Origin of the sequence: Plantibacter sp. ME-Dv--P-095, assembly GCF_030209365.1 — a bacterium.
In the GTDB taxonomy this organism is placed as follows: Bacteria; Actinomycetota; Actinomycetes; order Actinomycetales; family Microbacteriaceae; genus Plantibacter.
Genome location: NZ_JARVSB010000004.1, coordinates 289810 through 315751 on the forward strand (window position 1 = coordinate 289810; position 25942 = coordinate 315751).

The window sequence follows — 25942 nt, forward strand, 5'->3', positions numbered from 1 at the left end:
CTTCGGTCAGACGTGGACGGGACGGTCGCTCACAGCCGTTGACCGGCCAGCGAGGCGTTCCTCCGGAAGTAGACGAGGAAGGTGATCGCGAAGAGGACGACGTACGCCCCGACGAACCCGATGAACGCGGACGAGTAGCTGCCGGTGGCACCGTGCGAGAGGCCGAGGATCTGCGGGATCACGAAGCCGCCGTACGCACCGATCGCGGAGATGAGTCCCAGGGCGGCCGCCGCCTTCCGCTGCGTCGTCACATCGCCACCGCGCTGGTGGGCGTCCTGCAGCCCGGAACGTGCGGCGAACACACTGGGGATCATCCGGTACGTCGAGCCGTTGCCGACGCCGGCGGCCACGAACAGGAGCAGGAAACATCCGAGGAAGAGCCAGAAGTTCGCGAGCGGAAGGGTCCAGAGCACCGCGAGCGCACCGAGCGCCATGACCGCGAACGCGCTCATCGTCACGACCGCACCACCGAAGCGGTCTGCGAGCCGTCCGCCGAAGGGCCGGGCCAGGGAACCGATCAAGGCTCCGAGGAACGCGAGGGAGATCGAGGCGGAACCCACGGCGAACGTCGAGAACGCGGGGAACTGATCCGCGATGAGTTTGGGGAAGACGCTCGCGAAGCCGATGAAGGATCCGAACGTACCGATGTAGAGCACGGCGAGGAGCCAGAGGTGCGGTTCGCGGAGCGCGGCCGCGGACCCGCGGAGATCGGCCTTCGCGGACGACAGGTTGTCCATGGAGCGGTACGCGCCGACCATAGCCACCAGGATGAGCGGCACCCAGATCCAGCCGGCCAGGCTCAGATTGAGGCTGGCCGCCGCACCGATCGTGACCGCGATGGGTACGACGAACTGCGCGACCGCGGCACCGAGGTTGCCGCCGGCCGCATTCAAGCCGAGCGCCCACCCCTTCTCCCGCTGCGGGTAGAAGTAGGTGATGTTGGACATGGAACTGGCGAAGTTGCCGCCGCCGAAGCCGGCGAGTCCGGCGACGACGAGCATGACGCCGAAGGGGGTGTCAGGATTGCCCACGCAGAGCGCGAGGGCGATCGACGGGATGAGGAGCAGCCCGGCGGAGATGATCGTCCAATTGCGTCCGCCGAACTTCGGGACCATGAACGAGTAGGGGAACCGGAGGGTGGCGCCGACGAGACTCGGCATGGAGATCAGCCAGAACGTCTCGGCGGTGGAGAAGGAGAACCCCGCACTCGGCAACATCACGACGACGATGCTCCAGAGCTGCCAGACGACGAAGCCGAGGAACTCGGCGAAGATCGACCACCGCAGGTTCCTCCCGGCGATGCTCCGACCCTCACGCTCCCAGAAGGCCGTGTCCTCAGGGTTCCAGCCGTCGATCCAGCGCCCCGGGCGGTGGATCAGGGCGACCGGGGCTCCGGCCGTCGGGGCGGTGGTCGGCGTCGTGTCTGCTGCGTCGAGGTTCGTGGTCATGACTGCTCCGAGCGTTCGGTGAAGCGGGAGAGGTGCTGTCTCCGACGCTATCGACGCCGTGTTTCGGCGTCCGACCGCCCACGTAACACCTGCGTCACCTCCTGCTCACACCGCTCGTCGACGACCGTGAGGACGCGGACCGTCGGGACGCGGTCGGGCTCGGTCGGACGCGCGCGTCGGCTCGAACGGGTCAGACGTCGAGTCGGTAGCCGCGCTTGACGATGGTGTTGATGAGGCCGGGGACGCCGAGTGCCTGGCGCAGTCGGCTCATCTGCACTTCGAGGGCGTGGTGGTCGGCCGCCGCCGGGAGGGCGTCGGCGAGGGCAGACCGTGAGAGGACCGCGCCGTTGGCGCGCACGAGCGCTCGCAGCAGCGCGAGCGAGTTCGGGGGGAGCCGCACGCGGGACCCGGGGAGTTCGACGATGGCTCCGCGGATGGCGATGGGACCGTGCAGCGTCTCGGCGCGGAGGATCGCGTGCTGTTCGAGGTGTTCGCAGAGGAGTCGGATGAGCGCCCCCATGCGGAACCGTTCGGGGACGATGGGCTCGATGTCCTGCGCCAGCAGCGGTGCGGCCGTGACGGGGCCGACCGCCGCGCAGAGCACGTCGTGGCGGAACGCGTCGACGACGGCGTCCTCGAGTCCGAGGGCCTCGGCGGCGGTGAAGAGGGCGACGACCGATGGTGCACTCGTGAAGGTGACCGCGTCGAGCGATCCGCTCACGATGGCGTCCACGAGCCGGCGCACGCGTTCGTCGGTGGCGTCCGGGTCCGTCCACCGGTACGGGGCGACCGTGTGCACCTCCGGATGCACGGCGCGGAGGCGCTCGAGCTGTCGCTCATCGGTGTACCCGTGCAGTTGGACGGCGACCCGGAGGCCTGCCGGGTACTCGGCCAGGACCTTGTCGACGAGGGAGGCGGTGGTCTCGCGGTCGCTCATACCGACGTCGTTCAGGCCCGCAGCCCGAACGGCCCCACGCGCCTTCGGGCCGCGGACGAGGATGTCCGTGTCGGCGAGCGCGTCGACGAGCTCGTCGCCGAGTCCGGCGGCGTCGGCCACCTCGAACCACCGGCGGACGCCGTACGAGGTCGTGGCGAGGAGCACGTCCGGACGTGCCGCGATGATGTCGCGCGTGTCGTCGATGAGGGGTTCGTCGTGTTGAGCGTGGGCGATCCGGAGCGTCGGGGCGTGCACGACCGTGGCGCCGCGTCGCTCGAAGGCGTCGATGAGGTCCTGCGACCGGCGGTCGCTCGTCACGCCGATCCGGAACCCCTCGAGCTGGTCCGCGCGGAACCCCGGTACCGGCGAGGTGACGTCGGGGCCGGGGTCCGGCGATCCCGCCGTGGCGTCGGTCATGCCGTCGCCGCCAGGCGTTCTGCCCGCTCCAGGAGCTCGGCGGCCTCGGCGTCGCCGTCGAACGCGAAGGAGACGACGTGGCCGATCACGATGACCGCCGGGGATCGCACCCCGGCAGCCGCCGCCACGTGGAGGATCGAACCGAGGTCCGCGATCGTCGTCCGCTGGGTCTCGCTGTAACCGCGCTCGATGATCGCGACCGGGGTGTCGGCGGCGAGTCCCGCGGTGAGCAGTCCCTGGGAGACGGAGGGCAGGGTGCCGATACCCATGAGGACCACGATCGTGCCACCCAGCCCGGCGAGGTGACGGTGTTCGTCGTCGGAGAGCGGCATGTGACCACTCACCACCGTGAAGAGCCGGCTCAGGTTCCGATGGGTGAGGGGGATCCCGGCGGCGGCGGGTACGGCGACGGCGCTCGAGACGCCGGGGATGACGCGGACGGGGACGCCCGCGCGATGGCAGGCGAGCACCTCTTCGCTACCACGGCCGAACACGTACGGGTCGCCGCCCTTCAAGCGGACGACGGCCGCACCGTCCAGGGCGTGCTGGACCATGACGGTCTCGATGCCCTCCTGCCCGATCGGGTGGTGGCCCGGGCGTTTGCCGACGTCGACGAGGAGGGCGTTCGGTGCGAGGGAAGGGAGGGCGTCATGCGGGGCGAGTCGGTCGTAGAGCACGACGTCGGCGTCGCGCAGGGCTTCCACCGCGGCGACGGTCAGCAACGCGGGATCGCCCGGTCCGCCACCGACCAGGGTGACCCTGCCTGCACGCGACATCTACGCCCCTTCTCTCACTGGAATGGTAGGCCCTGCGACGTAGACGGCCTCGCCGCGTTCGACCTCCGCAGCCGTGGCCGGTCGGTACTGGCCGCGTTCGGCCACGCGCGGCAACCCGGGCTCCGCCTCGCCCGGTTCGTTGACGAAGGAACGGAACCGTCGGAGGCGCTCCGGGTCGGCGAGGGTGGCGGCCCACTCGTCCTCGTAGCCCTCGACATGGGCGGCCATCGCCTGTTCGAGATCGGCGGCGAGCCCGAGCGAGTCCTCGACGACGACCTCCCGGACGTGGTCGAGTCCGCCCTCGAGGTCCTCCATCCACCGTGCCGTGCGCTGGAGACGGTCGGCCGTGCGGATGTAGTACATGAGGTACCGGTCGATGTACCGGATGAGCGTCTCGTCGTCGAGGTCACCCGCGAGGAGCTGCGCGTGCGTCGGTTGGAACCCGCCGTTTCCGCCCACATACAGGTTCCACCCCTGTTCGGTCGCGATGATCCCGACGTCCTTCCCACGAGCCTCAGCGCACTCACGGGCACAGCCGGACACGCCGAACTTGAACTTGTGCGGCGCCCGGAGCCCCCGGTAGCGGAGTTCGAGGAAGACCGCCATGGAGACGGAGTCCTGCACCCCGAACCGGCACCAGCTCGACCCAACGCAACTCTTCACGTTGCGGAGGGACTTGCCGTAGGCCTGGCCGGACTCGAACCCGGCGTCGACCAGGATGCGCCAGATCTCCGGCAACTGCTCGAGTCGGGCCCCGAAGAGGTCGATGCGCTGCCCGCCCGTGATCTTCGTGTAGAGCCCGTAGTCGGTGGCGACCTGCGCGATCACCGCGAGCTTCTTGGGCGTGATCTCACCGCCGGGGATCCGCGGGACCACCGAGTAGGTGCCGTCCTTCTGCATGTTCGCGAGCGCACGGTCGTTCGTGTCCTGGAGTGTGCCGCGCCCACCGTCGAGGATGTAGCCGCCCTGCTGACTGGCGAGGATGGAGCCGACCACGGGCTTGCAGACGTCGCAGCCGCGACCGACGCCGAACCGGGCGAGGATGTCGTCGAAGGAGGTGAGGCCGAGCACCCGGATGGACTCGAACAGTTCCTGCCGAGACAGGGCGAAGTGCTCGCAGAGGGCGCGCGACACGGCGATACCGGACTTCGTCAGCTCCGTCTCGAGGATCTTCTTGACGAGTGGGACGCACGAGCCGCACTGGGTGCCGGCCCGTGAACAGGCCTTGAGCGGGCCGAGCTCCGTGCAGGCCTCGCCGTGCACGCCGGCGATCGCCTCGCGGACCGAGCCCGCGGTGACGGCGTTGCACGCACAGACGAGCGCCGCGTCCGGCAGCTCGTCCCCGGCCGGTGCCTCGATCCCGGAGGCGGACAGGTAGGCCGCGGGTTCGCTCGACAGCTCACTCCCGAGGAGCGGGCGCAACGCGACGTAGGGCGAGGCGTCGCCGACGAAGATGCCGCCGAGGAGTGTCTTCGCGTCGTCGGTCATCACGAGCTTCTGGTACAGCCCCCGTGCCGGGTCGGCGTAGACGATCTCGAGGCTGTGCTCCGTCCGGGCGAGGGCGTCGCCGAAGCTCGCGACGTCGACGCCGGAGAGCTTCAGTTTCGTCGCGTCGTCGACCGTCGTGAACTCCGCCTCGCCGCCGAGCAGCCGGTCGGCGACGACCTCCGCCATCGCGTTCGCCGGCGCCACGAGCCCGGTACAGCGTCCCTCGAAGCAGGCGACCTCCCCGATCGCCCAGACCCCGGCCGCCGACGTCCTGCAGTCGGTCCCGATGACCACGCCACCGCGCTCGCCGAGGTTGATCCCGGCGTCGCGCGCGAGTTCGTCCCTCGCCCGGATGCCGATCGCGAAGACCACGATGTCCACCTCGACCTGTTGGCCGCTCGAGAACCTCACCCCCGAGACGGCGCCGTCCTCGTCGAGGAGGATCGAGCGAGGACGGGTCCCCAGATGCAAGGCGATGCCCTGCGCGCCGATGATCCGGCCGAGTGCACGTCCGGCTCCCTCGTCGAGTTGTGCCGACATGAGCCACGAACCGGAGTGCACGACGCTCGCGTCGGCGCCGAGGCGAGCCGCGCCGCCGGCGGCCTCGAGCCCGAGGAGACCACCGCCGGCGACGATCACGCGAGCGGGACGTCCCCGCAGTCTTCCGATGCGCTCGATCTCGGAGACGAGCAGGTCCACGTCGTCGAGCGTGCGGTAGACGAGTGCGTGCTCCGCGCCGTCGATCTCCGGCACCGGCGCCGACGAGCCGGTCGCGAGGATCAGCTCGTCCCACTCCACGAGCCGACCGAGCGAGGTGTGCACCGTCCGTGCGTCACGATCGATGCGCTCCGCACGCTCGCCCAGGAGGAGGGAGACATGGTGTTCGTCCCAGACGGCGGACGGGGTGAGCGTGAGGTCGATCGAGGCGTCGTCGAGTCGCTTGCTCAGCGCGACGCGGTCGTAGGGGCGGTGCAGCTCCTCGCAGATGACGGTGATGTGCGTCCGTTCCCCGCCGTCACGGCTGTGCAGGGCGTCGACCAACCGGTGCGCGGCCGGTCCGCCGCCGACGACGACGATGCGGCGTGGTCCGCCCTGTGGAGTGCGATCGGTCATCGTGGGCCCCCTCGGCTCGTGTTCCAGCGAGCGTACTGAGGCGGCGTTTCCGGACCGTTGCCCGGATGTGTCCCCGACGGGTCGAGGACCGCACAGACGGTGGGACACGATGTGAGGTCGGTTTCACCTCACCGAAACCTCGCGGGTGATCAGCCGAAACACCCCGCCCGTAGCGTCGGTGCTCCGACGCACGACCAGCAGGAGGCCGACGATGAGCGTGACGACACCGGAGCAGACCGCGCGGACGGCGCTCGCCGACTGGCGACGGGTCTGCGCCATCGACGATCTCGAGCTGTCGTGGGGCGAGGTGGCGCTGCTCCGCGCACGCCAGATCGCCGTCTTCCGCATCGGCGCCGAGGAGGTGTACGCGGTCGACCACCGAGACCCCCAGACGGCGGCGCCGGTGATGGCCCGCGGCATCGTCGGCTCACGGGGAGAGCGTCCGACCATCGCCTCGCCGCTGCACAAGCAGGTCTACGACCTCGGAACCGGCGAGTGCTTCACCGACCCGAACCTGTTCCTCAGGACCTTCAGCACCCGCATCGTCGGGGGCTTCGTCGAGATCGAGCTGGGGGAGGAGCGATGACCCTGCTCGCCCCCGGTGTCCGCCGGGCGGAGCCCGCCACCCGCACGACGCCGGCCCTCGTCGCCGTCTCGCACGGCACGAGCTGTCCCATCGGCCAGGCGTCGGTCGCCGCGCTCGTCACCGCCGTCGAGCATGCCAGGGCCGACCTGCACGTCGCCGGTGGTTTCGTGGACGTCCAGCAGCCCGACGTCCCCGCTACGCTCGGCTCCGTGGAATCGGGCCGTCCGGCCGTCGTGGTGCCGCTGCTCCTGTCCGCGGGCTTCCACGTCCACGTCGACCTCGTGGAGGACCTCGAGGCGACGGAGCGATCGACCGCCCTGGCGCGCGCGATGGGGCCAGACGACCGCCTCGTCGCGGTGCTGGCCCGCCGACTCGAGGCGCTGCGCGTGACGCCCGACGACCGCATCGTCCTCGCCGCCGCCGGCTCGACGGATGCGCGTGCCGTCGCGGACTGCTTCGAGATGGGACGGCGCCTGGAGGCACGGTTGCGCGTCCCGGTCGTGACCGCGTTCGTCTCCGCCGCCAGCCCGGCGGTACCCGACGCGGTCGCAGAAGCCCGAGCGAGCCGACCGCGCGGGCGGGTCGTCATCGCGACCTATCTGCTGGCACTCGGATACTTCGCGCGGCTGCTCGAGGAGGCCGGGGCCGACGTGGTGACGTCGCCGCTCCTCCACCCGGGCGAGGCGCCGGATGCAGGCATCGTCGACCTCGTGATCGATCGCTACGAGGAGGCGTCGGCCAGGCTGTCCGACTGATCGACCCGACCGGGAGGCCGCCCCTCGCGCGAATAGACTGCTCCTCATGCGCATCGACATCGTCACGATCTTCCCGACCTTCTTCGATGCCCTGGACCTCTCCCTGCTCGGCAAGGCCAAGCAGAGCGGCCTGATCGAGCTGGACGTCCACGATCTCCGCGACTCGACGCACGACCGTCACCGCACGGTCGACGACACCCCGTACGGCGGAGGGGCCGGGATGGTCATGAAGCCCGAGCCCTGGGGCGAGGCGCTCGACGGCATCCTGGGTGACGACACCGAGGACGAGCCGCTCGTCATCTTCCCCTCGCCGGCGGGTGAGGTCTTCACCCAGGCGATGGCCCGCGAACTCGCCTTCGAGTCGCACCTCGTGTTCGGCTGCGGCCGGTACGAGGGCATCGACCACCGCGTCTTCGAGCACACGGCCAGCCGGGCACGCGTCCGCCTCGTGAGCCTCGGCGATTACGTCCTGAACGGCGGCGAGGTCGCGGTCATGGCGATGATCGAGGCGATCGGTCGGCTGGTCCCCGGCGTGGTGGGCAATCCCGAGAGTCTCGTCGAGGAGTCGCACGAGGACGGTCTGCTCGAATACCCGAGCTACACGAAGCCGTCCGAGTGGCGAGGGCTGCCGGTACCGCCGGTGCTCCTGAGCGGCAACCACGGGGCCATCGCGACGTGGCGGCGCCAGCAGCAGCTCGAGCGGACCCGCGAGGTCCGGCCCGACCTGCTGCCGGACGACGTCACCGGTGGCTGAGCGGTTCGCGCTCGAGCGTCCTGGTCTCAGGGTCGCCGGCGCACCGCGGCCGCGATGCCTGCGACGACGAGGACCGCTCCGGTCGCGATGATCGCACCGGTGATCCAGCCGAGCGGGTCGATACGCACCTCGGTGAGGTTGGTGACCAGCATGGCCCCGGCGAAGACGAGCAGGAGCACACCCCAGAGGATGGTGCCGAACCGGGGCGCCCGACCGCCTCGACCCGTCTGATCGGAGCCGCTCTTCGCCTCGTGGCTCGTCCGCTCTGACGTGGTCGTCTGATCGCTCGCCGGTGGAGTCGACTCCGTCGTCGCGTCGGTCCGGTCGTCCCGCTGGGTCCGGTCGTCCTGCTCGCTCATCGTCCCGCCTGCGCTTCCTCGGTCACGACCGCGCTACCGGCGACCGTCCACACCCGGACCCGCGTCGTGTCCGCCGACGTCGTCTGTCCGTACCTGGCCTCGTCCTGGAAGAGGGCTCCGCCGCGTCGGTCCGTTCCGTCCCGATCACCGCGTCCCGTGTCCAGGGTGCCCGCGATGGCCGAGAACTCGACGATCACCGGCACGTCCTCGGGGATGAGCACGTCGACCTCGCCGGCGACGATCCACACGTCGATCGTCCCACCGCGCAAGGCGTCGTCGTCGGCGAGTTCGCCGAGGTCGAGCGTGGGTTGGCCGGCGATCATGACGTAGCCACGTCGCTCGTCCGCATCCGTCGACGTCACGGTCCAGGTCGCGCGTCCGACCGGCAGGAAGGAGGAGCCGAGCGGGAACACCCCGGTGGCGAGCAACGAGATCACGGCGGCCCACGTGAAGAGCCCGAGCCAACCGCTCTCCCGTCCGCTGATGCCCGCGACGATCGTCGCGACGGCGAGCGCGCCGAGCGCTGCGGCGAGGCCGATGACGACGACGACGGGGATCGAGAACCCGGCGCTCGCTGCGACGACGGCCGCGCCGGCACCGGCGAGCAGCGCCAGCCCGAGGGTGATCGCGACGAAGGCCGCTCCCGGGTGCTGCGCACGCCGCTCTCGAGCCTTGGTCTCGCGCTCGGCCTGTTGCTCGGCGCGCTGGCGGCTCATCTCGTCCCGGAACTCCTGGCTCGTCCAGCCTCGGTGCTGGCTCGGAGCCCCGTCCCAGACGGTGGTGGGAGTGGCGCCAGGGGGCGGCATGGTCGCGCCCTGGTCACCTGGCGAACCGGCGACCTTCGCGAGTGACACCGGGGCCGTGGCGCCGGGGGAGGCCGGCGCCTGACCGGGAGGGCTGGAGGGGGAGAACGTGGCCGACGGTGCCGACGGCTTCGGGATCGAGGCGTCGCTGGTCCACGGGTCACGCTGCGATGGAGTCTCAGGGGGAGTCGCCCGCTCGGAGTCGCGTCGCGAGAACATCACGATCAGCCACACCGTGGCGACGATCAGTGCGATGACCCAGCCGGCGGTCATGGTCGACTCCAGCCAGCCCGGGAGGTTCCAAGCGTGCGGAACGCCGTCCCACCAGAGACCACGCATGAACGGCACGACGGTGAGTACCGCGAGGATGCCAATGGCGACGATCGCGGGGTCGAACACCCCACGGATCGCCCGTTCGAGATGGATCCGACCCTGCTGGTCGGGGATGAGTGCCCAGCCCGCGGCGTAGACGAAGAGGACCGGTCCGCCCAGGATCGCGATGACGATGAGGGCGCCGCGCACGATCATCGGATCGAGGCCGAGCCGAGTCGCGACACCGCCGGCGACACCGCCGAGCCACGAGTCGGCCGAGCGACGGAGACCGGTGGACCGCCACCAGTCGAAGAAGCGGGTCGTCGGATCCTGCGGGGCGGGTGCACCCTGTTCTGCTCCGGCGGGTGGCGTGCTGTGGTTCGTCATGGTCCGATTCTCGCGAAGCGCCCGGGCCCGGCCCATCCGGCATGACCCTGAGCGCACCCTGAACCTGACCTCCCAGGGTGCCGACCGCACCCCGAACTGCTTGGATGGCTCCATGGGAACCGAGGTGATGATCCGTCCGAGGCGCCGCCTGCTCGGCGGCGTCTGCGCCGGCTTCGCCGAGCACACCGGTCTCCCCGCCGCCGCGGTGCGGACGGCGACGGTCATCCTCGCCTGCTGCGGCGGAGCGGGTCTGCTCCTCTACGTGTGGCTGTGGGTCATGACACCCACGCAGGGTGTCGATGCACCGATCGATCCTCGCGAGCACCTGCTGCGGCCTGCCTCGACCGATGGCGCAGCGGACTCCGACATTCCTCGTCGGGCGCCGATCACGGAGGTGCTCCTCGGCATCGCCCTGCTCGCGGCCGGGACCGCGCTGATCGCGACGCGGACCGGGATGGACATCCCGCTCGAGGCCGTCATCCCCGTGATCGTCGTCCTCGCGGGTGCCGCGCTCGCGTGGAGGCAGTTCGGCGAGCGTGGTCGTGGTGAGGGCTCCCGCGCGCTCCTGATCCGCGTGCTCGGAGCGCTCGTCCTCGTCGTCCTCGGCATCCTCCTCTTCTTCGTGACCGGCGATCGCCCGAACATGTGGACGGTCATCGTCGCCGCGCTCGCCGTCCTCCTCGGGGTCGCGGTGGTGATCGCCCCCTGGGCGCTCCAGCTCAACCGCGACCTCGCAGACGAGCGAGCCGCGCGGATGCGGGAGGCCGACCGCGCCGAGATCGCGGCGCACCTGCACGACTCGGTGCTCCAGACGCTCGCGCTCATCCAGCAGCAGGCCGGGCCCGGCAGCGAGGCGTCCCGTCTGGCCAGGGCGCAGGAGCGTGAGCTGCGGAACTGGCTCTTCTCCGGCGGGACCGCTCCGACGGGCGATCTGGCTACCGAGCTGCGGACCATCGCGGCCGCGGTGGAAGCGGACCACGCGGTGCGCGTCGACGTCGTCGCGGTGGGGCGGCCCGTCGACGACGCTCCCGAACCGCTCCTCGCCGCCGCGCGGGAGGCCGTGCTCAACGCGGCGCGTCACGCGGGCGGCGACGTGTCCGTCTACCTCGAGACGGCACCGCAACGGATCGAGGTGTCGATCTCCGACCGCGGTCCCGGCTTCGACCTCGAGCAGGTCCCGCGCGACCGCCTCGGGGTCCGTGAGTCGATCATCGGCCGCATGCAGCGCATCGGTGGTGAAGCGACGATCCGTTCGCGACCCGGCGGCCGCGGCACCGAGGTCCGTCTCGTCCTGCCTGTCCACGACGCCGCGCCGCCCGCGCCGCGGCCCGCACCCGTCCAGACCGTTCCGAGGAGCCGACCATGAGCGAGCGACCACTGACCGTCGTGATCGTCGACGACCACTCGATCTTCCGTTCCGGGCTCCGCAGCGAGCTCGGGCCGGGGATCGACGTCCTCGGCGAGGCGGGAGACGTCGAGGAGGCGATCCGGGTCATCGCGGAGACCCGCCCACAGGTCGTGCTGCTCGACGTCCACCTGCCGGGCGGTTCCGGTGGCGGGGGAGCCGACGTCATCGCCGGCTCGGCCGCGATCGTGCCCGCCACGCGGTTCCTCGCGCTCAGCGTGTCGGATGCCGCCGAAGACGTGGTCCGGGTCATCAGGGCGGGAGCGCGCGGCTACATCACGAAGAGCTCCTCGGGCGCGGAGGTCGCAGAGGCGGCGAGACGCGTCGACGACGGCGACGCCGTCTTCTCACCTCGTCTGGCCGGCTTCGTGCTCGACGCCTTCGGTGCCGTGGCGGGGGAGACGGCCCAGTCCGTCGACGAACTCGACCGCCTCTCCGCCCGCGAGCAGGAGGTCATGCGGCTCATCGCGCGCGGATACGCCTACAAGGAGGCCGCGACCGAGCTGTTCATCTCCGTCAAGACCGTCGAGACCCATGTCTCGAGCGTCCTCCGCAAGCTCCAGCTGTCCTCGCGCCACGAGCTCGCCGCCTGGGCGCTGCAACGCAAGCTGCTCTGACAGGTCCCGTCTGCCGCGGCTCGGCCGTGAGCGAACGCCCAGCGCACGCCAGGGGACCCGACGGTACCCTGGGGAAATGATCATCCGGCGGGCGTTCTTCTACTGGCGATTCATCGCGATCTTCGTCCTGCCCGCCTGGCCGTTCGTCGGATGGGGTCTGTTCGGCGAGAGCGGCTGGAGCCTCGTCGGGCTGTTCATCGCGATGCCGATCCTCGCCATCGCGCTCGCCGCGATCGCCTTCCTCATCTCGGCCCGCGCGAGTGTCCGCACGACACGCCTCGTCTCCTGGACCGATGTCGGGCTGCTCGCCCTCTGGCACGTCACGATCATCTGCTTCGGCTCGTTCAGCTCGGGTGTGGCCCTCTGGGCCGTGCTCGGCGTCGTCGCCGGGCTCGCCGCGTTCTGGGGCGTCATCGCCCAGCTCGTCTCCGAGACGACGCGCCGTGCGCGCGAGACGATGGCGGAGTTCGAGCGGATGGCCGCCGCCGCTCCGGGAACGGTACCCGGATCCTCGATCCCACCCGCGCAGCGGTTCGAACCCGGGCCGATCGACGGCGGCGAGTTCATCGTCATCGAAGAGAAGAAGCCCGACGAACGTCGCTGAGGAGGCGTCGGACGCGCCCGGTTACCCATCCGGAACGCTTTCATGACACAATTGCTGTTTGTGCCTCCGCAGTTCTGCCACAGGGGAACGCCGGCAACGGGCACACCCTTCCTTCCGAACGTATTCAGCGGTCGACCTGTGGCGGTCGCAGAGATGGAATCATCATGCACATTCTCGACTCAGTCGATGCAGCATCCCTCAAGTCGGACATCCCCGACTTCCGCGCCGGCGACAACGTCAAGGTGCACGTGAACATCATCGAGGGCAACAAGTCCCGTATCCAGGTCTTCCAGGGTGTCGTCATCGGCCGCTCCAACGAGGGCGTCCGCGAGACCTTCACCGTCCGCAAGGTGAGCTACCAGGTCGGCGTCGAGCGCACCTTCCCGGTCCACTCCCCGAACATCGACCACATCGAGGTCGTCACCCGCGGTGACGTCCGTCGCGCCAAGCTCTACTACCTGCGCGAACTGCGTGGCAAGAAGGCGAAGATCAAGGAGAAGCGCGACAACTAGTCGTCCTCGCGGTCGCCTGCGCGATCATTCCTGAGCTCCCCACCGGATAAGCTGGTGGGGAGCTCAGGCGGTTAAATGACAGACAATTCCCTGGCGGCAGACGCGTCGCCCGACCACAAGCAGCGCCCACGCGGGAAACGCGGAGCGCTGCTCTTCCTTCGCGACCTCCTCATCATCTTCGTGGTCGCGTTGTTGGTCTCCTTCCTCATCAAGACCTTCCTCGTCCGGTCGTTCTACATCCCGTCCGGGTCGATGGAGAACACCCTGCAGATCCAGGACCGCATCCTGGTGAACGAGCTCGTCCCGGACGTGGTCGCCCTGAACCGCGGCGACGTCGTCGTCTTCCAGGATCCGGGCGGCTGGCTGCCGCAGACGGTCGAGCCCCCGCAGCCGCCGGCCACCGCTGCTGTCGAATGGGTCCTGTCGATCTTCGGTCTCGTCGCCCCCGACAGCGACGACCACCTCATCAAGCGCGTCATCGGGCTCCCGGGCGACCACGTCACGTGCTGTAACCCGCTCGGCCAGATGACGGTCAACGGCGTGCCGCTCAACGAGCCGTACGTGAAGCTCCCCGCGGGCACCGAGAAGGTCTCCGGCGACGCGTTCGACATCGTGGTGCCGGAGGGCTCGCTCTGGGTCATGGGCGACAACCGCTACAACTCGAAGGACTCCCGGTACAACGCCGACACGCCTGGTGGCGGGTTCGTCCCGATCGACAACGTCGTCGGGCGGGCGTTCGTCATCACCTGGCCGTCCAGCAACTGGGCCTGGCTCGACAACTACCCCTCGGTGTTCCAGGGCATCCCCGCTCCAGAGAAGGAGTGATGGCGGTCAGCGAACCGACCCTCGAGGTCGAGCACGGACTGTTCGCCGCGGGGGTCCCGTCGGTCATCGGCATGGACGAGGTCGGCAGGGGCGCCATCGCGGGACCGGTGGCGGTCGGCGCGGCGGTCGTCGCCCCGGCGTGTGGTCCGTTCCCCGTCGGGCTCCGCGACTCCAAGCTGCTGAGTGAGCAGGCACGGACCCGCATGGAGCCGCTCACCCGCGAGTGGGTGCTCTACGGCGCGGTCGGGCTGGCGAGTCCGGCGGAGGTCGACGAACTCGGCATCACGGCCTGCCTCGGCCTGGCCGGGCGCCGTGCGTTGCTCGAGCTCCACGCCGTCGGAGCCGACGTCACGGGGTCGACCGTGCTCCTCGACGGGAACAGTGACTGGCTGAGCCGTTCGCTCCATCGCCCGCTCACGATCACCACCCGCGTGAAGGCGGACCGCGACTGTGCTTCCGTCGCGGCGGCGTCGGTCCTCGCCAAGGTGCATCGGGATCGGCTCATGATCGAGCTGCACGAGACGCTGCCGGAGTACGGCTGGCAGGGGAACAAGGGCTACGGCTCGGTCCACCACCTGGCGGCGCTGACGGAGCACGGTCTGACGCTGCACCACCGGAGCAGCTGGCTGCCGGCCTACACGTAGGATAGAGAGACCATGGACGAAGACGAGTTCGAAGACTACGACCGCGAGGTCGAACTGGCCCTCTACCGCGAATACCGCGACGTCGTGGGGCAGTTCAAGTACGTGATCGAGACCGAGCGCCGGTTCTACCTCGCCAACGAGGTCGAGCTCGTTCGACGCGACACGGCGAACGACTTCTACTTCGAGCTCTCGATGACCGACGTCTGGGTCTGGGACGTGTACCGCTCCGACCGCTTCGTCAAGAGCGTCCGCGTCCTCACCTTCAAGGACGTCAACGTGGAGCAGCTCTCCTCGCGCGACTTCGAGCTGCCCAAGGAGCTCACGCTCGACGAGTAACCGACACTCGCTCGCCGCCGACCCCGCTCCACAGGACGGTCCGTCGCCCCGATCCTCGCTCCCACGTCACCCGGCGCATCCGAACCTCCTCCGTCCCGCTTGGCTGGGTGCCAGGAGGTGCACATGGCACGGAAGGACGAGCTCGGCCGTCGGGGCGAGCAGGTGGCGACGGAACATCTCGAGGCGTGCGGGTTCCGCATCCTGGATCGCAATTGGCGATGCCCGCAGGGCGAGCTCGACGTGGTCGCCGACGACGACGGCACCCTCGTCTTCGTCGAGGTGAAGACCCGTTCCGGTGTCGGGTTCGGAGACCCGACGGAGGCGGTCACCGCTCGCAAGCTCGCGAGGATCGGCCGCCTTGCCGGGGCATGGTGCGCCGAGCACCATCCACGGTCGAGGCGGATGCGCGTCGACGTCGTCGGGATCGTGCTGCCGCCGGAGGGCGGCGTGCGTCTCGAGCACCTCAGAGGGGTGTCCTGATGGCCGTGGCGCGCACCTGGTCCGTCGCCCTCGCCGGGCTCACGGGGTCGATCGTTGAGGTCGAGGCGTCGGCGTCGGCGACGGTCCCCGGCATGGCGATCGTCGGACTCCCCGACAAGTCCCTCGGCGAGGCCGCGCACCGGATCAAGAGCGCGACGGCGAACTCGGGTTGCCCGTTGCCGGGCGGCAAGCTCACGATCAACCTGTCGCCGGCGTCGTTGCCGAAGCAGGGGAGTGCGTTCGACCTCTCCATCGCCATCGCCTGTCTCGCCGTCGGCGGCCTCGTCCGCCGGGAGTCCGCCGAGCGGGTGGTGCATCTCGGTGAGCTCGGACTCGACGGTCGGCTGCGGCCGCTCACGGGTGTGCTCCCCGCGGTGCTCGCCGTGGCTCGCGCGGGCTACGACGCGGTCATGGTGCCGACCGCCAACGTCGCGGAGGCACAGCTCGTCCCCGGGGTCACCGTCATCGGCGCGACGTCGCTGCGCGACGCGGCGATCTGGCACGGCGCCGAACTGACGCCCATCGACCTGGAGCCGGTCCGGCAGCGGGTCGAGAAACTGCCGGAGCCGGACCCGCTCGACCTGGCCGACGTCGTCGGTCAGCCGGACGCGGTCGAGGCGATGGTCGCCGCCGCCGCCGGTGGTCACCACGTCATGATGGTTGGACCACCGGGTGCGGGCAAGACCATGCTCGCCGCCCGGTTGCCGGAGATCCTCCCCGATCTCGGCCCGGACGCCGCCGTCGAGGTCAGCTGTCTCCGGTCCCTGATCGGCCTCCCACCGGACGGATCCCTCGTGCGCAGACCGCCCTGGGAGAGCCCCCATCACTCGTCCTCGGCTGCGGCGATCATCGGCGGAGGTTCTCGGCAGATCCGGCCGGGGGCTGCGGCACGGGCAGCGCACGGGGTGCTCTTCCTCGACGAGGCACCCGAGTTCCGGGCGGACGTCCTCGACTCGCTGCGGCAACCGCTCGAGTCGGGTGTCGTCACCGTCCACCGTGCGCACGGCAGTGCGACCTTCCCGGCCGCCTTCCAGCTCGTCCTCGCCGCCAACCCATGTCCCTGCGGGCAGTACGGCACGGCGGACGGTGTCTGCACCTGTCCGCCGCAGGCCAGGCGGCGGTATCTCGGACGGGTGTCCGGACCGCTCCTCGACCGCATCGACATCCGGGTCCGTGTCTCACGGATCACCTCGGCGCTGTCCGGCCTCTCGCAGGAGGGCGGGCTGTCCACCGCCGAGGCCCGTGCCCGGGTCGAAGCCGTCCGGAGCGCGAGCGCCGAACGATTGGCGGGCACCGGCTGGACGACGAACGCGCAGGCCAGCGGCACCTGGCTCCGGAGCCCGCGGATGCGTCTCGCCAGATCGGTCACGGTGGCGCTCGACCGATCGCTCGAGCGCGGCGGGATCACGATGCGCGGGTACGACCGGATCCTCCGATTGGCGTGGACGCTCGCCGACCTCGACGACGCCGTCAGCCCCACGGCGGAGCACCTCGGCCGGGCGCTCTTCCTCCGGAAGGGCATCTCATGAGCTCCTGGTTCGGGTTGGACAGCACGCTGATCGACAGGCTCGTCCGGCCACTCGGGAACGATCCGGATGCCGACGGGGCAGGCGTCGTCTCCGACGCCGAGGGCGTGCGCGAGGCGTTCGCCAGGGCCGCGTGGACGATGATCGCGGAACCCGGCGACGGTGTCTCCGGGTTCGTGGTCGCCGCACTCGGTCCGGCGGAGGCGCTTTCGGCCGTGATCGAGCGGGCCGGGCCGACGGAGCTGCAGCGCCGGATCCTGGCGAGCGGCTGGCCGGGAGCGGACACCCCGGCGTCATCGGACACCGACGAGCCGGCAGCACCTCCAGCTTCCCGCGTGCTCGGCAACGCACTCGAGCGCTGGCGTCCCAGACTCGTGTCCGCGGACCTCGTCGCCGCCTGTGAGACGGCGATCAGCGTCGGTGCCCGGCTGATCCTGCCCGGCGGCCCCGGCTGGCATTCGGGCTTCGGCGATCTCGACGTGCACGCCCCTCACGCCCTGTGGCTGCGGGGCGATCCCGGAGCACCCGTCTCCGCCCGCTCGATCGCGATGGTCGGTGCGCGGGCCGCGTCCGGCTATGGCGAGCACGTGACCGCTGAGGCCGCGGCAGGGCTCGTCGACCGGGCCTTCACGATCGTCTCCGGTGCCGCGTACGGTATCGACGGTGCGGCCCACCGTGCTGCGCTCGGGAGCGGTGGGATGACCGTGGCGTACCTCGCCGGAGGGGTGGATCGTCCCTATCCGGCGGGTCACGACGCCCTGATCCGTCGGATCCGCGAATCGGGCGGTGCCGTGGTCAGCGAATCGCCGTGTGGTTCGGTGCCCTCGAAATGGCGGTTCCTGCAGCGCAACCGACTCATCGCCGCCGCCTCGTCCGCAACGGTCGTCCTCGAGGCGGGGAGTCGCTCGGGGTCCATCAACACCGCAGGCCACGCGGCGTCGCTCGGACGACCGCTCGGGGCTGTCCCGGGCCCCGTCACGAGTCCTTCTTCCGCAGGCTGTCACCGGCTGATCCGCGAGTATGCCGCCACGTGCGTGACGAACGCCGAACAGATGGCCGAGCTCGCCGGGTGGAGCGCGCTGGACGACACGGGCGAGGCGTACGCCTCCGTCGAGGAGCGCCGCGTCCGTGATGCCATGAGTGTCCGCTCGGCGCGCAGCGTCGACGCGATCGCGAAGGAGAGCGGTCTGAGCCTGCGCGAGGTGACGGGCGTGCTCGGCGCGCTGGACCTCGCCGGGGTCGTCTCGGAGCGCGAACACGGATGGGTGCTCCACGCCGGACGAGCATGACGTGCACGATCGGCGGGGGAGGGACGCGCCGCCGCGCCCGTGCGGCAAGCTGTGGAGGTGGACATCGAGACGAGCGCAGCCGCCTTCTCGGAGCATCTCGTCTCCGAGCGTCGGCTCTCGCCGCAGACCGTTCGCGCCTACGCATCCGATCTCCGGCAGCTCGCCGACTTCGCCAGCGGACGCGACGTCGACGACGTGAGCGGTGTGACCCTCGACCTCCTGCGTGACTGGCTCTGGGTGGCGTCCGAATCGGGCTCATCCAAGGCGACGCTCGCCAGACGGACCGCCACGGCCAAGGCCTGGAGCGCCTGGCTCCTCCGGACGGGCAGGGTCGACGCGGACGTCGCGGCACGCCTCCGGAGTCCGAAGACCGGTCGGACCCTTCCCCGGGTCGTCGGCCGCGGGCCCTTCGACGAGCTGCTCGCCGGGCTCGAGGACCGCGCGGCGTCGGGCGAGCCGAACGCGCTCCGCGACCTCGCCGTCGTCGAGCTCCTGTACGCGTCGGCGCTCCGTGTCTCCGAGCTCTGCGGCCTCGACCGGGACGACCTCGATCTCGACCGACTCACCGTCCGCGTGACCGGGAAGGGTGACAAGGAACGCGTGGTGCCGTTCGGTGTCCCAGCGCAGTCGGCGATCGTCGACTACCTCACGAGCGCTCGACCGCAGCTCGCGGCTCGGGTCCGCTCGAGCGACGGTCGACCGGCCCCCGGCGCGGCCCTGTTCCTCGGCGCCCGCGGTGGCCGGCTCGGCCCGCGCTCCGTGTACACCCTCGTCGCCCGGCTCCTCGACGCCGTGCCCGGCGGCGGCCCGGCGGGACCCCACGCCCTGCGTCACACGGCCGCGACGCACCTCCTCGACGGCGGGGCCGACCTGCGAGCGGTCCAGGAACTCCTGGGGCACGCCAGCCTCGCGACGACGCAGATCTACACGCACGTCTCCGTCGAGCGCATCAAGGAGAGCTACCGCAGCGCCCATCCACGGGCCTGAGCCGCCGCCGTCGCGGTCAGCGGGAGCAGGACCGCCGGTGGGACCTCGCCGAGCAGCAACATCGGGTTGACGTAGACGCCGTCGCGTCGCACCCCGAAGTGCACGCACCGGTCGGCGCAATGTCCGCCACTGCCGACCGTCCCGATCGGCGCTCCACGCGGCACGGAGCTGCCGACCTCCACCGAGCCCACGACCGGTTCGATGCTGGAGACGTGTCCATCGTCGTGCCGGATCACGACCAGCGGCCGGTCCACCACCGTCCCGCTGAAGGTCACGACGCCGGCGGCCGCGGCTGTGACCGGTGCTCCTGGGCTCGCCGCGATGTCGATCCCGCGATGGCCCGCCGAGTACGGATCCGGAGGAGCGACGAAGGGGGCGACGACCGGGTGCGGGGGAACGAGGGGCCAGGACCAGGCCGGCGTCACGGCGGAGCCGTTCGACGGCGTGCCGAGCAGCAGGCAGACGGAGAGCAGGCGGAGCGTGATGGAGATGGTCATCATCCGAGGTTCCCGGAAGCGGGACACCCGGGTTCCACGGGGAATCGGGTGAGCGCAGCGTGCGAGGTGTCGAGGCGGTTGTGGAGCGCGGTCGTCACGGTGTCCGGATGCTATGCTGAACGGAGCACCTCGCTCGTCGGGGTGACTACGCGTGCCATTTCGGCCTCCACTTCCATTCGGTCCTCGCTCTCCGGAGCGCGGCGGACGTGCGCCGGGCACCAGGGACGAGGCCATCCGGTCCGTCAGACAACCGAGGCACTCCCACCCGTCCGCGTCAGCGGTGCGGTGGCGAGCGCAGAACAGGAGAACGGCTCATGGCCGTCGTAACCATCCGCCAGCTGCTCGACAGCGGCGTGCACTTCGGGCACCAGACCCGCCGTTGGAACCCGAAGATGAAGCGGTTCATCTTCACCGAGCGTTCCGGCATCTACATCATCGACCTGCAGCAGTCGCTCGGCTACATCGACCAGGCCTTCGACTTCGTCAAGGAGACGGTCGCCCACGGCGGCACCATCCTCTTCGTCGGTACGAAGAAGCAGGCGCAGGAAGTCATCGCCGAGCAGGCGACGCGCGTCGGCCAGCCCTACGTCAACCAGCGTTGGCTCGGTGGCCTCCTCACCAACTTCCAGACGGTGTCGAAGCGACTCGCCCGGATGAAGGAGCTCGAGGAGCTCGACTTCGAAGACGCCTCGAAGAGCGGCTTCACCAAGAAGGAACTCCTCATCAAGAAGCGCGAGCTGGACAAGCTCCACAAGTCGCTCGGTGGTATCCGCAACCTCTCGAAGACGCCGTCCGCGCTCTGGGTCGTCGACACCAAGAAGGAGCACCTCGCGATCGACGAGGCGCGCAAGCTCGGCATCCCCGTCATCGGCATCCTCGACACCAACTGCGACCCCGACGAGGTCACGTACCCGATCCCGGGTAACGACGACGCGATCCGTTCCGTCGGCCTGCTGACGCGCATCATCGCCGACGCCGCCGCCGAGGGGCTCATCCAGCGCCACCAGAAGCCGACCGAGGGCGACGCCCCGGCCGAGCCGCTCGCCGAGTGGGAGCAGGAGCTGCTCCAGGGTGGCGAGCAGGGTTCCGCCGAGACCGCGAAGGTCGCCGATGAGGCCATCGCCGCGACCGACGCCGTCGAGTCCGCCCCCGCCGTCGAAGACGTCGAGGTCGCCGCAACCGAGTCCGCCGACGACGCCGCGGGTGCAGCTGCAGCCGAGCCCGTCGCCGACGAGAAGTAATCAAGGAGATCACCAGCAATGGCAAACTTTTCTCTTGCTGACCTGAAGGTGCTGCGCGAGCAGCTCGGCACCGGCATGGTCGACACCAAGAACGCACTCGTCGAAGCCGATGGCGACGTCGAGAAGGCGACCGAGATCCTCCGCCTCAAGGGTGCGAAGGGCAACGCGAAGCGTGCCGACCGCTCCACGAGCGAAGGCCTCGTCGCCGCGAAGGAGAACGGCGACACCGCCACCCTCATCGAGCTCGCCTGCGAGACCGACTTCGTCGCGAAGGGTGAGAAGTTCCTCGCCCTCGCCGACCTCGTCCTCGACGCGGTCGTCGCCGCCGGCGCGACCACCGTCGAAGAGGGGAACGCGGCTCCGGCCGACGGCAAGACCGTCGCCGAGGTCATCGCCGACTCCGCAGCGATCATCGGTGAGAAGTTCGAACTCCGCCGCCTCGCGGTGGTCCAGGGCGAGCACTTCGCCGTGTACCTCCACAAGACCAACAAGGACCTGCCAGCGCAGGTCGGCGTGGTCGTCGGCTACACGGGTGACGACGCGGAGACGGCTCGCAGCATCGCGCAGCACATCTCCTTCGCCAACCCGTCCTACCTCAGCCGCGACGACGTCCCGGCCGACGAGGTCGAGAAGGAGCGCGAGATCGTCACCGAGATCTCGAAGAACGAGGGCAAGCCCGAGGCGGCTCTGCCGAAGATCGTCGAAGGCCGAGTGACCTCGTACTTCAAGCAGGTGGCGCTCCTCGAGCAGGACTACGCCAAGGACAACAAGCTGTCCGTGCAGAAGGTGCTCGCTGACGCGGGCCTCACCGTGACCGGGTTCGCCCGCTTCAAGGTCGGCGCGTAGCAGTTGTGACGGGGTCCGGATCGCCAGTGGCGATCCGGACCCCTTTGCGTGCACGGGCATGTCCGTGCACGCCGGATCGGTGATGATCCAGCCGAGGAGTCGCCGGTTGTCGCGGACAGCGCGTGGCTCCGGGCACTAAGTTGTGTGAGGGACGAGGGAGGACAGGCGGATGCCGGAGAAGAAGCGCAGGGTACTGCTCAAGCTGTCAGGTGAGGCGTTCGGAGGCGGCCAGCTGGGCGTCAATCCCGACGTCGTCGGGTCGATCGCCCGAGAGATCGCCGAAGCGACCGCCGAGGTCGAGGTCGCCGTGGTCGTCGGAGGAGGCAACTTCTTCCGTGGTGCCGAGCTCAGCCAGCGCGGGATGGACCGCGGGCGAGCCGACTACATGGGCATGCTCGGAACGGTGATGAACGCCTTGGCGCTCCAGGACTTCCTGGAGCAGGCCGGCGCAGCGACCCGCGTGCAGTCCGCCATCGCCATGACGCAGGTCGCCGAGCCGTACATCCCGCTCCGCGCGGAGCGTCACCTCGAGAAGGGTCGCGTCGTGATCTTCGGTGCCGGCGCAGGGCTGCCCTACTTCTCGACCGACACCGTCTCGGCGCAGCGCGCGCTGGAGATCGGCGCCGTCGAGGTGCTCGTCGCGAAGAACGGTGTCGACGGGGTCTACACCGCCGACCCGCGCGTCGACCAGACCGCGACGAAGATCGACACGATCTCCTACCAGGAGGCCCTCCAGCGCGGCCTGAAGGTCGTCGACTCGACGGCGTTCAGCCTCTGCATGGACAACGGCATGCCGATGCGGGTCTTCGGCATGGAACCCGCCGGGAACGTGACGGCAGCCATCCGTGGCGCTGCGATCGGCACCCTCGTCACCTCCGCGTAGGCGGCAGGGCGGCCAGGTCCTGCGCCGTCGCCCGACTAGACTGAACCCAGTAATGCAATCAAAGGAGTGCTCGTGATCGCGGATGTCCTCTCGGATGTTGGTACCCGGATGTCGAAGGCCGTCGAGGCCGCGAAGGATGACTTCGCCACGGTGCGTACGGGTCGCGCCAACCCCCAGCTGTTCCAGAAGGTGCTGGTGAGCTACTACGGCACGCCGACCCCGCTCGCCCAGCTCGCCTCCCTGCAGAACCAGGAGGCGCGCACCATCGTCGTGACGCCCTACGACAAGACCGCGCTGCGCGACATCGAGCAGGCGATCCGAGACATCCCGAACCTCGGCGCCAACCCGACGAACGACGGCACGGTCATCCGGGTCACGATGCCCGAGCTGACCGCCGAGCGTCGCAAGGAGTACGTGAAGATCGTCCGCGGCAAGGGCGAGGACGCGAAGGTCTCCATCCGGAACATCCGTCGCAAGGGCAAGGACGACCTCGAGGCACTCAAGAGCGAGGTCGGCGATGACGATGTCGCGCGCGGAGAGAAGGAGCTCGAGGCGGTCACCAAGTCGCACATCGACGCCGTCGACGCCGCGCTGAAGGCCAAGGAGACCGAGCTGCTCTCGATCTGAGCCGCTGTCCGTCCGCTGATTCCGTTCGCCGCCCGGTCAATCGATCGACGGCCGGCCCGCTGGAGGTACCTGTGGAAGACGATGTCGCTTCCGGGCGGTCGACTGAGCCGACGACGCCGGAACCCGGCAAAGCCGGCAAGCTCGGACCGCAGGAGCTGCGGTCGCAGCTGAAGGACCGTCGGGCCAAGTTCGAGCGCCAGGTCGAGGTCACCAGGGCCGACATCGAGCGCCAGGTCCAGGCCACGAAGGCGCAGTTCGATGCGACGAACGAGCGCATCGAGGCTCGTGTCGGCCGCAACCTGGTCAACGCCATCCTCATCGGGGTGGCGGCCGGCGGCATCATGCTCGTGAGCCTCATCATCTTCAAGGTGATCTTCGTGGTGCTCGCGTCGGCCGTAGTGGCCTTCGCAGCACTGGAACTGCGGAAGGCCCTCGAGCACACCGGCCGTCGGGTTCCGGCGATCCCGACGGTGATCTCGGCGGTCGCCATGCAACCGGCCGCGTTCTTCCTGCACGACGTGTGGCGCTGGTCGGTCGTCCTCCTCGGCATCCTGCTGGTGATCGTCTGGCGGGTGGCCGAGCAGCTGATCGCCACCAGGCGCACGGATCTCCCGACGCTCGTCCGGGATCTGGCCTCGGGGACCTTCATCCAGGTCTACGTGCCGTTCCTCGCGTCCTTCGCCGTCTACCTCGTCGCCCAACCGGACGGGGAGTGGTGGACGCTCGCCTTCCTGATCCTCGTCATCTGCGTCGACGTCGGCGCCTACGCGAGCGGTCTGTCGTTCGGCAAGCACAAGATGGCGCCCGTGATCAGTCCGAACAAGACGTGGGAGGGCTTCGCCGGGGCCGGCGTCGCGGCGGTCGTGGCCGGCGTCCTCCTGGCGATCCTGATGCTGGGCGTCCCGTGGTGGGTCGGTGTGCTCCTCGGTCTCCTGCTCCTCGGGAGCGCGACGGTCGGCGATCTCGCCGAGTCGCTCATCAAACGCGACATCGGCGTCAAGGACATGAGTTCCTGGCTTCCCGGGCACGGCGGATTCCTGGATCGGCTGGACTCCATCCTGCCGTCGGCCGTCGTCGCCTACGTCGTCTACCTGGTCTTCGGTTCGCTCGCGAGCTGAGTCGCCGGCAAGCTCGGTTTCGCTCGATCAGTCCGTCATGGGGGAGAATGGTCCGGTGAGCACGATCTTCCCCACCTCCAAGCGTTCGAAGCGTGGCTACGATCCAGCCGAGGTCGACGAGTTCCTCGACCGCGCTCGCGCGGCGTACGCACAGGACGCCGAGGCCGACGCCGACACCGTGCTGTCCGCAGAGGACATCCGTCGGGTCGCCTTCCGGCTGGTGCGCGGCGGGTACAGCACCGAGCACGTCGACGCCGCACTGGAGCGCCTCGAGGACGCCTTCTCCCTGCGGGAGCGCGAGCGGTCCGTCGAGGAGCGCGGCGCGAAGGAGTGGCTCCGTGACGCCCGCGGCACCGCCCAGGTCATCCTCAACCGGCTGACCCGTCCCGAGGGCCAACGGTTCAACCGGGTGAGCCTCCTCGCGCGGGGGTACAGCCGGAAGGACGTCGACGCTCTGGCCGACCGCCTCGTCGCCTATTTCCACGACGGGACGCCGCTCAGTGTCGACCGTGTCCGAACCGCCGTCTTCCGCAACGAATGGGCGGGCTATCGAGAGTCGCAGGTCGACGCCCTCCTCGACAGCGTCGTCGACGTCATGCTGGCGGTTCGCTGAGGGTCCTCCTCTCCGGTGGCCTGTTCCGGTGTTCTCGGCTACCATCGATGCATCGTGCCTCAACACTCAACTGACGTGACTCCGTGGAAACCATCAGCCCAGCCGAACTCCGGCAAGGCTGTTCAGTCCTACCGTCGTCCGCGTTCGCGTGGCAAGAAGGTCCTCGGGATCTTCGCGGCCACCGCGGCGTTCGGCTTCGTGGCGGTGACGATGGTCGACCCGACCTCGAGCGTGGTGGCATCCTCCTACGCCGAGAAGCAGGCGCAGTTCGGCGGGAACGCCGCGCAGTCGGTGGTCGCCAGCTCGAACTTCCAGTACACCTTCGCCCGCGACAGCTACGAGGTCGTCGCTCCGCCGCCCCCGCCGCCACCCGTGGCCGCCCCGGCCGCGACGGACAAGGGTTCGTCGTCCGGCAGTGCGCCCGCGGCGGGAACACCCGACCCGGGTACGGCTCAGGCCATCGCGTACGACATGGTCATGGCGAACGGTTGGGGAGAGGGCGAGTACAGCTGCCTCGTATCCCTGTGGAACCGTGAGTCCGGCTGGAACGTGTACGCGTACAACGCGAGCTCCGGCGCGACCGGCATCCCGCAGGCACTGCCCGGCTCGAAGATGGCGTCTGCAGGGGCGGACTGGGCGACCAACCCGGCCACGCAGATCACCTGGGGGCTCGGGTACATCACGAGCCGGTACAGCACGCCGTGCGGTGCGTGGGCTCACTCGGAGTCGAACGGCTGGTACTGACCCGACCCGCGCG

General features: G+C 69.9%; 28 protein-coding genes. 21 read left to right on the forward strand and 7 right to left on the reverse strand.

What is annotated here, in order from left to right; translation table 11 throughout:
- Positions 1-29: 29 nt before the first annotated feature.
- The 4 genes from QRN26_RS06500 to nirB all read right to left on the reverse strand — a co-directional run bounded on the left by QRN26_RS06500 (position 30) and on the right by nirB (position 6179).
- Positions 30-1448 carry an MFS transporter gene (locus QRN26_RS06500; protein WP_056006881.1) on the reverse strand — a complete coding sequence of 473 codons (1419 nt, stop codon included), beginning with the start codon at positions 1446-1448 and terminating at the stop codon, positions 30-32.
- Positions 1449-1638: 190 nt separating this feature from the next.
- The gene (locus QRN26_RS06505) at positions 1639-2802 is read right to left on the reverse strand and encodes a uroporphyrinogen-III synthase (protein WP_056006878.1); all 1164 of its coding nucleotides are present in this window, start codon (positions 2800-2802) and stop codon (positions 1639-1641) included.
- Positions 2799-3578 carry a uroporphyrinogen-III C-methyltransferase gene (gene cobA / locus QRN26_RS06510; RefSeq protein ID WP_056006875.1) on the reverse strand — a complete coding sequence of 260 codons (780 nt, stop codon included), beginning with the start codon at positions 3576-3578 and terminating at the stop codon, positions 2799-2801. Before cobA ends, QRN26_RS06505 begins: the two co-directional genes overlap by 4 nt.
- Positions 3579-6179: a nitrite reductase large subunit NirB gene (gene nirB, locus QRN26_RS06515; RefSeq protein WP_285035931.1), complete on the reverse strand. Its 2601-nt coding sequence runs from the start codon at positions 6177-6179 to the stop codon at positions 3579-3581.
- Between the two features lie 211 nt (positions 6180-6390).
- Here nirB and nirD point away from each other — a divergent pair, with 211 nt between their 5' ends.
- From nirD to trmD, 3 genes are read left to right on the forward strand one after another with little or no spacing between them, the layout of a single operon-like run.
- The gene (gene nirD, locus QRN26_RS06520) at positions 6391-6765 is read left to right on the forward strand and encodes a nitrite reductase small subunit NirD (RefSeq protein ID WP_056006869.1); all 375 of its coding nucleotides are present in this window, start codon (positions 6391-6393) and stop codon (positions 6763-6765) included.
- Positions 6762-7520, forward strand: a complete 759-nt coding sequence (locus QRN26_RS06525) for a sirohydrochlorin chelatase (RefSeq protein ID WP_285035933.1) — start codon at positions 6762-6764, stop codon at positions 7518-7520. Before nirD ends, QRN26_RS06525 begins: the two co-directional genes overlap by 4 nt.
- Before the next feature lie 46 nt (positions 7521-7566).
- Complete coding sequence (trmD, locus tag QRN26_RS06530) at positions 7567-8274, forward strand: tRNA (guanosine(37)-N1)-methyltransferase TrmD (protein WP_056006863.1); 708 nt, start codon at positions 7567-7569, stop codon at positions 8272-8274.
- Between the two features lie 26 nt (positions 8275-8300).
- Here the strand turns inward: trmD and QRN26_RS06535 are convergent, their stop codons facing one another.
- Together QRN26_RS06535 and QRN26_RS06540 are read right to left on the reverse strand one after the other, a co-directional pair.
- Positions 8301-8633, reverse strand: coding sequence for a hypothetical protein (locus QRN26_RS06535; RefSeq protein ID WP_285035935.1), 333 nt, complete (start codon positions 8631-8633; stop codon positions 8301-8303).
- Positions 8630-10135, reverse strand: coding sequence for a PspC domain-containing protein (locus QRN26_RS06540; protein ID WP_285035937.1), 1506 nt, complete (start codon positions 10133-10135; stop codon positions 8630-8632). Before QRN26_RS06540 ends, QRN26_RS06535 begins: the two co-directional genes overlap by 4 nt.
- Positions 10136-10247: 112 nt before the next feature.
- Between QRN26_RS06540 and QRN26_RS06545 the strand changes: the two genes are divergently transcribed.
- The 11 genes from QRN26_RS06545 to QRN26_RS06595 all read left to right on the forward strand — a co-directional run bounded on the left by QRN26_RS06545 (position 10248) and on the right by QRN26_RS06595 (position 19360).
- On the forward strand, positions 10248-11501 hold the full coding sequence (locus QRN26_RS06545) for an ATP-binding protein (RefSeq protein ID WP_285035939.1): 1254 nt from the start codon (positions 10248-10250) through the stop codon (positions 11499-11501).
- On the forward strand, positions 11498-12157 hold the full coding sequence (locus tag QRN26_RS06550) for a LuxR C-terminal-related transcriptional regulator (RefSeq protein WP_285035941.1): 660 nt from the start codon (positions 11498-11500) through the stop codon (positions 12155-12157). Before QRN26_RS06545 ends, QRN26_RS06550 begins: the two co-directional genes overlap by 4 nt.
- A gap of 76 nt (positions 12158-12233) precedes the next feature.
- Positions 12234-12761, forward strand: coding sequence for a hypothetical protein (locus QRN26_RS06555; RefSeq protein ID WP_285035943.1), 528 nt, complete (start codon positions 12234-12236; stop codon positions 12759-12761).
- Positions 12762-12925: 164 nt separating this feature from the next.
- A complete protein-coding gene (rplS, locus tag QRN26_RS06560; RefSeq protein ID WP_056006851.1) occupies positions 12926-13273 on the forward strand; it encodes a 50S ribosomal protein L19 in 348 nt (115 codons plus the stop codon).
- Between the two features lie 75 nt (positions 13274-13348).
- Positions 13349-14098 carry a signal peptidase I gene (gene lepB, locus QRN26_RS06565; protein WP_056006848.1) on the forward strand — a complete coding sequence of 250 codons (750 nt, stop codon included), beginning with the start codon at positions 13349-13351 and terminating at the stop codon, positions 14096-14098.
- Entirely contained in the window at positions 14098-14742 is a 645-nt protein-coding gene (gene rnhB, locus QRN26_RS06570) for a ribonuclease HII (RefSeq protein ID WP_056006844.1), read from the forward strand. Before lepB ends, rnhB begins: the two co-directional genes overlap by 1 nt.
- 12 nt (positions 14743-14754) lie before the next feature.
- Positions 14755-15078: a DUF2469 domain-containing protein gene (locus tag QRN26_RS06575; RefSeq protein WP_056006841.1), complete on the forward strand. Its 324-nt coding sequence runs from the start codon at positions 14755-14757 to the stop codon at positions 15076-15078.
- 123 nt (positions 15079-15201) lie between these two features.
- Positions 15202-15558, forward strand: a complete 357-nt coding sequence (locus tag QRN26_RS06580) for a YraN family protein (RefSeq protein WP_056006838.1) — start codon at positions 15202-15204, stop codon at positions 15556-15558.
- On the forward strand, positions 15558-17087 hold the full coding sequence (locus QRN26_RS06585; RefSeq protein ID WP_056778058.1) for a YifB family Mg chelatase-like AAA ATPase: 1530 nt from the start codon (positions 15558-15560) through the stop codon (positions 17085-17087). The genes QRN26_RS06580 and QRN26_RS06585 overlap by 1 nt, the downstream gene beginning before the upstream one ends.
- A complete protein-coding gene (gene dprA / locus QRN26_RS06590) occupies positions 17084-18373 on the forward strand; it encodes a DNA-processing protein DprA (RefSeq protein WP_285035947.1) in 1290 nt (429 codons plus the stop codon). The genes QRN26_RS06585 and dprA overlap by 4 nt, the downstream gene beginning before the upstream one ends.
- A 57-nt stretch (positions 18374-18430) precedes the next feature.
- Complete coding sequence (locus QRN26_RS06595) at positions 18431-19360, forward strand: tyrosine recombinase XerC (protein ID WP_285035948.1); 930 nt, start codon at positions 18431-18433, stop codon at positions 19358-19360.
- On the opposite strand, the gene QRN26_RS06600 is transcribed toward QRN26_RS06595, so the two are convergent.
- On the reverse strand, positions 19333-19857 hold the full coding sequence (locus tag QRN26_RS06600; protein ID WP_285035949.1) for a murein hydrolase activator EnvC family protein: 525 nt from the start codon (positions 19855-19857) through the stop codon (positions 19333-19335). The two genes, QRN26_RS06595 and QRN26_RS06600, sit on opposite strands and share 28 nt — an antisense overlap.
- 314 nt (positions 19858-20171) lie before the next feature.
- On the opposite strand from QRN26_RS06600, the gene rpsB reads away from it, so the two are divergent.
- From rpsB to QRN26_RS06635, 7 genes are all read left to right on the forward strand, one after another.
- Positions 20172-21098: a 30S ribosomal protein S2 gene (gene rpsB, locus QRN26_RS06605; protein WP_056006828.1), complete on the forward strand. Its 927-nt coding sequence runs from the start codon at positions 20172-20174 to the stop codon at positions 21096-21098.
- Positions 21099-21116: 18 nt separating this feature from the next.
- On the forward strand, positions 21117-21944 hold the full coding sequence (gene tsf / locus QRN26_RS06610; RefSeq protein ID WP_194669724.1) for a translation elongation factor Ts: 828 nt from the start codon (positions 21117-21119) through the stop codon (positions 21942-21944).
- Positions 21945-22113: 169 nt separating this feature from the next.
- Entirely contained in the window at positions 22114-22827 is a 714-nt protein-coding gene (pyrH, locus tag QRN26_RS06615; protein WP_285035952.1) for a UMP kinase, read from the forward strand.
- Between the two features lie 72 nt (positions 22828-22899).
- The gene (frr, locus tag QRN26_RS06620; RefSeq protein WP_056006819.1) at positions 22900-23454 is read left to right on the forward strand and encodes a ribosome recycling factor; all 555 of its coding nucleotides are present in this window, start codon (positions 22900-22902) and stop codon (positions 23452-23454) included.
- A gap of 71 nt (positions 23455-23525) precedes the next feature.
- On the forward strand, positions 23526-24572 hold the full coding sequence (locus tag QRN26_RS06625) for a phosphatidate cytidylyltransferase (RefSeq protein ID WP_235522552.1): 1047 nt from the start codon (positions 23526-23528) through the stop codon (positions 24570-24572).
- A gap of 55 nt (positions 24573-24627) precedes the next feature.
- Complete coding sequence (locus QRN26_RS06630) at positions 24628-25185, forward strand: DivIVA domain-containing protein (protein WP_235522551.1); 558 nt, start codon at positions 24628-24630, stop codon at positions 25183-25185.
- 75 nt (positions 25186-25260) lie between these two features.
- Positions 25261-25929, forward strand: coding sequence for an aggregation-promoting factor C-terminal-like domain-containing protein (locus tag QRN26_RS06635; protein WP_200921020.1), 669 nt, complete (start codon positions 25261-25263; stop codon positions 25927-25929).
- The last annotated feature ends 13 nt before the right edge of the window (positions 25930-25942 follow it).

Bases quoted from the DNA above. Each gene is read 5' to 3' on its own strand.
- QRN26_RS06500 (WP_056006881.1), bottom strand. From the start codon at position 1,448: ATGACCACGAACCTCGACGCAGCAGACACGACGCCGACCACCGCCCCG.
- QRN26_RS06505 (WP_056006878.1), bottom strand. From the start codon at position 2,802: ATGACCGACGCCACGGCGGGATCGCCGGACCCCGGCCCCGACGTCACC.
- cobA (WP_056006875.1), bottom strand. From the start codon at position 3,578: ATGTCGCGTGCAGGCAGGGTCACCCTGGTCGGTGGCGGACCGGGCGAT.
- nirB (WP_285035931.1), bottom strand. From the start codon at position 6,179: ATGACCGATCGCACTCCACAGGGCGGACCACGCCGCATCGTCGTCGTC.
- nirD (WP_056006869.1), top strand. From the start codon at position 6,391: ATGAGCGTGACGACACCGGAGCAGACCGCGCGGACGGCGCTCGCCGAC.
- QRN26_RS06525 (WP_285035933.1), top strand. From the start codon at position 6,762: ATGACCCTGCTCGCCCCCGGTGTCCGCCGGGCGGAGCCCGCCACCCGC.
- trmD (WP_056006863.1), top strand. From the start codon at position 7,567: ATGCGCATCGACATCGTCACGATCTTCCCGACCTTCTTCGATGCCCTG.
- QRN26_RS06535 (WP_285035935.1), bottom strand. From the start codon at position 8,633: ATGAGCGAGCAGGACGACCGGACCCAGCGGGACGACCGGACCGACGCG.
- QRN26_RS06540 (WP_285035937.1), bottom strand. From the start codon at position 10,135: ATGACGAACCACAGCACGCCACCCGCCGGAGCAGAACAGGGTGCACCC.
- QRN26_RS06545 (WP_285035939.1), top strand. From the start codon at position 10,248: ATGGGAACCGAGGTGATGATCCGTCCGAGGCGCCGCCTGCTCGGCGGC.
- QRN26_RS06550 (WP_285035941.1), top strand. From the start codon at position 11,498: ATGAGCGAGCGACCACTGACCGTCGTGATCGTCGACGACCACTCGATC.
- QRN26_RS06555 (WP_285035943.1), top strand. From the start codon at position 12,234: ATGATCATCCGGCGGGCGTTCTTCTACTGGCGATTCATCGCGATCTTC.
- rplS (WP_056006851.1), top strand. From the start codon at position 12,926: ATGCACATTCTCGACTCAGTCGATGCAGCATCCCTCAAGTCGGACATC.
- lepB (WP_056006848.1), top strand. From the start codon at position 13,349: ATGACAGACAATTCCCTGGCGGCAGACGCGTCGCCCGACCACAAGCAG.
- rnhB (WP_056006844.1), top strand. From the start codon at position 14,098: ATGGCGGTCAGCGAACCGACCCTCGAGGTCGAGCACGGACTGTTCGCC.
- QRN26_RS06575 (WP_056006841.1), top strand. From the start codon at position 14,755: ATGGACGAAGACGAGTTCGAAGACTACGACCGCGAGGTCGAACTGGCC.
- QRN26_RS06580 (WP_056006838.1), top strand. From the start codon at position 15,202: ATGGCACGGAAGGACGAGCTCGGCCGTCGGGGCGAGCAGGTGGCGACG.
- QRN26_RS06585 (WP_056778058.1), top strand. From the start codon at position 15,558: ATGGCCGTGGCGCGCACCTGGTCCGTCGCCCTCGCCGGGCTCACGGGG.
- dprA (WP_285035947.1), top strand. From the start codon at position 17,084: ATGAGCTCCTGGTTCGGGTTGGACAGCACGCTGATCGACAGGCTCGTC.
- QRN26_RS06600 (WP_285035949.1), bottom strand. From the start codon at position 19,857: ATGACCATCTCCATCACGCTCCGCCTGCTCTCCGTCTGCCTGCTGCTC.
- rpsB (WP_056006828.1), top strand. From the start codon at position 20,172: ATGGCCGTCGTAACCATCCGCCAGCTGCTCGACAGCGGCGTGCACTTC.
- tsf (WP_194669724.1), top strand. From the start codon at position 21,117: ATGGCAAACTTTTCTCTTGCTGACCTGAAGGTGCTGCGCGAGCAGCTC.
- pyrH (WP_285035952.1), top strand. From the start codon at position 22,114: ATGCCGGAGAAGAAGCGCAGGGTACTGCTCAAGCTGTCAGGTGAGGCG.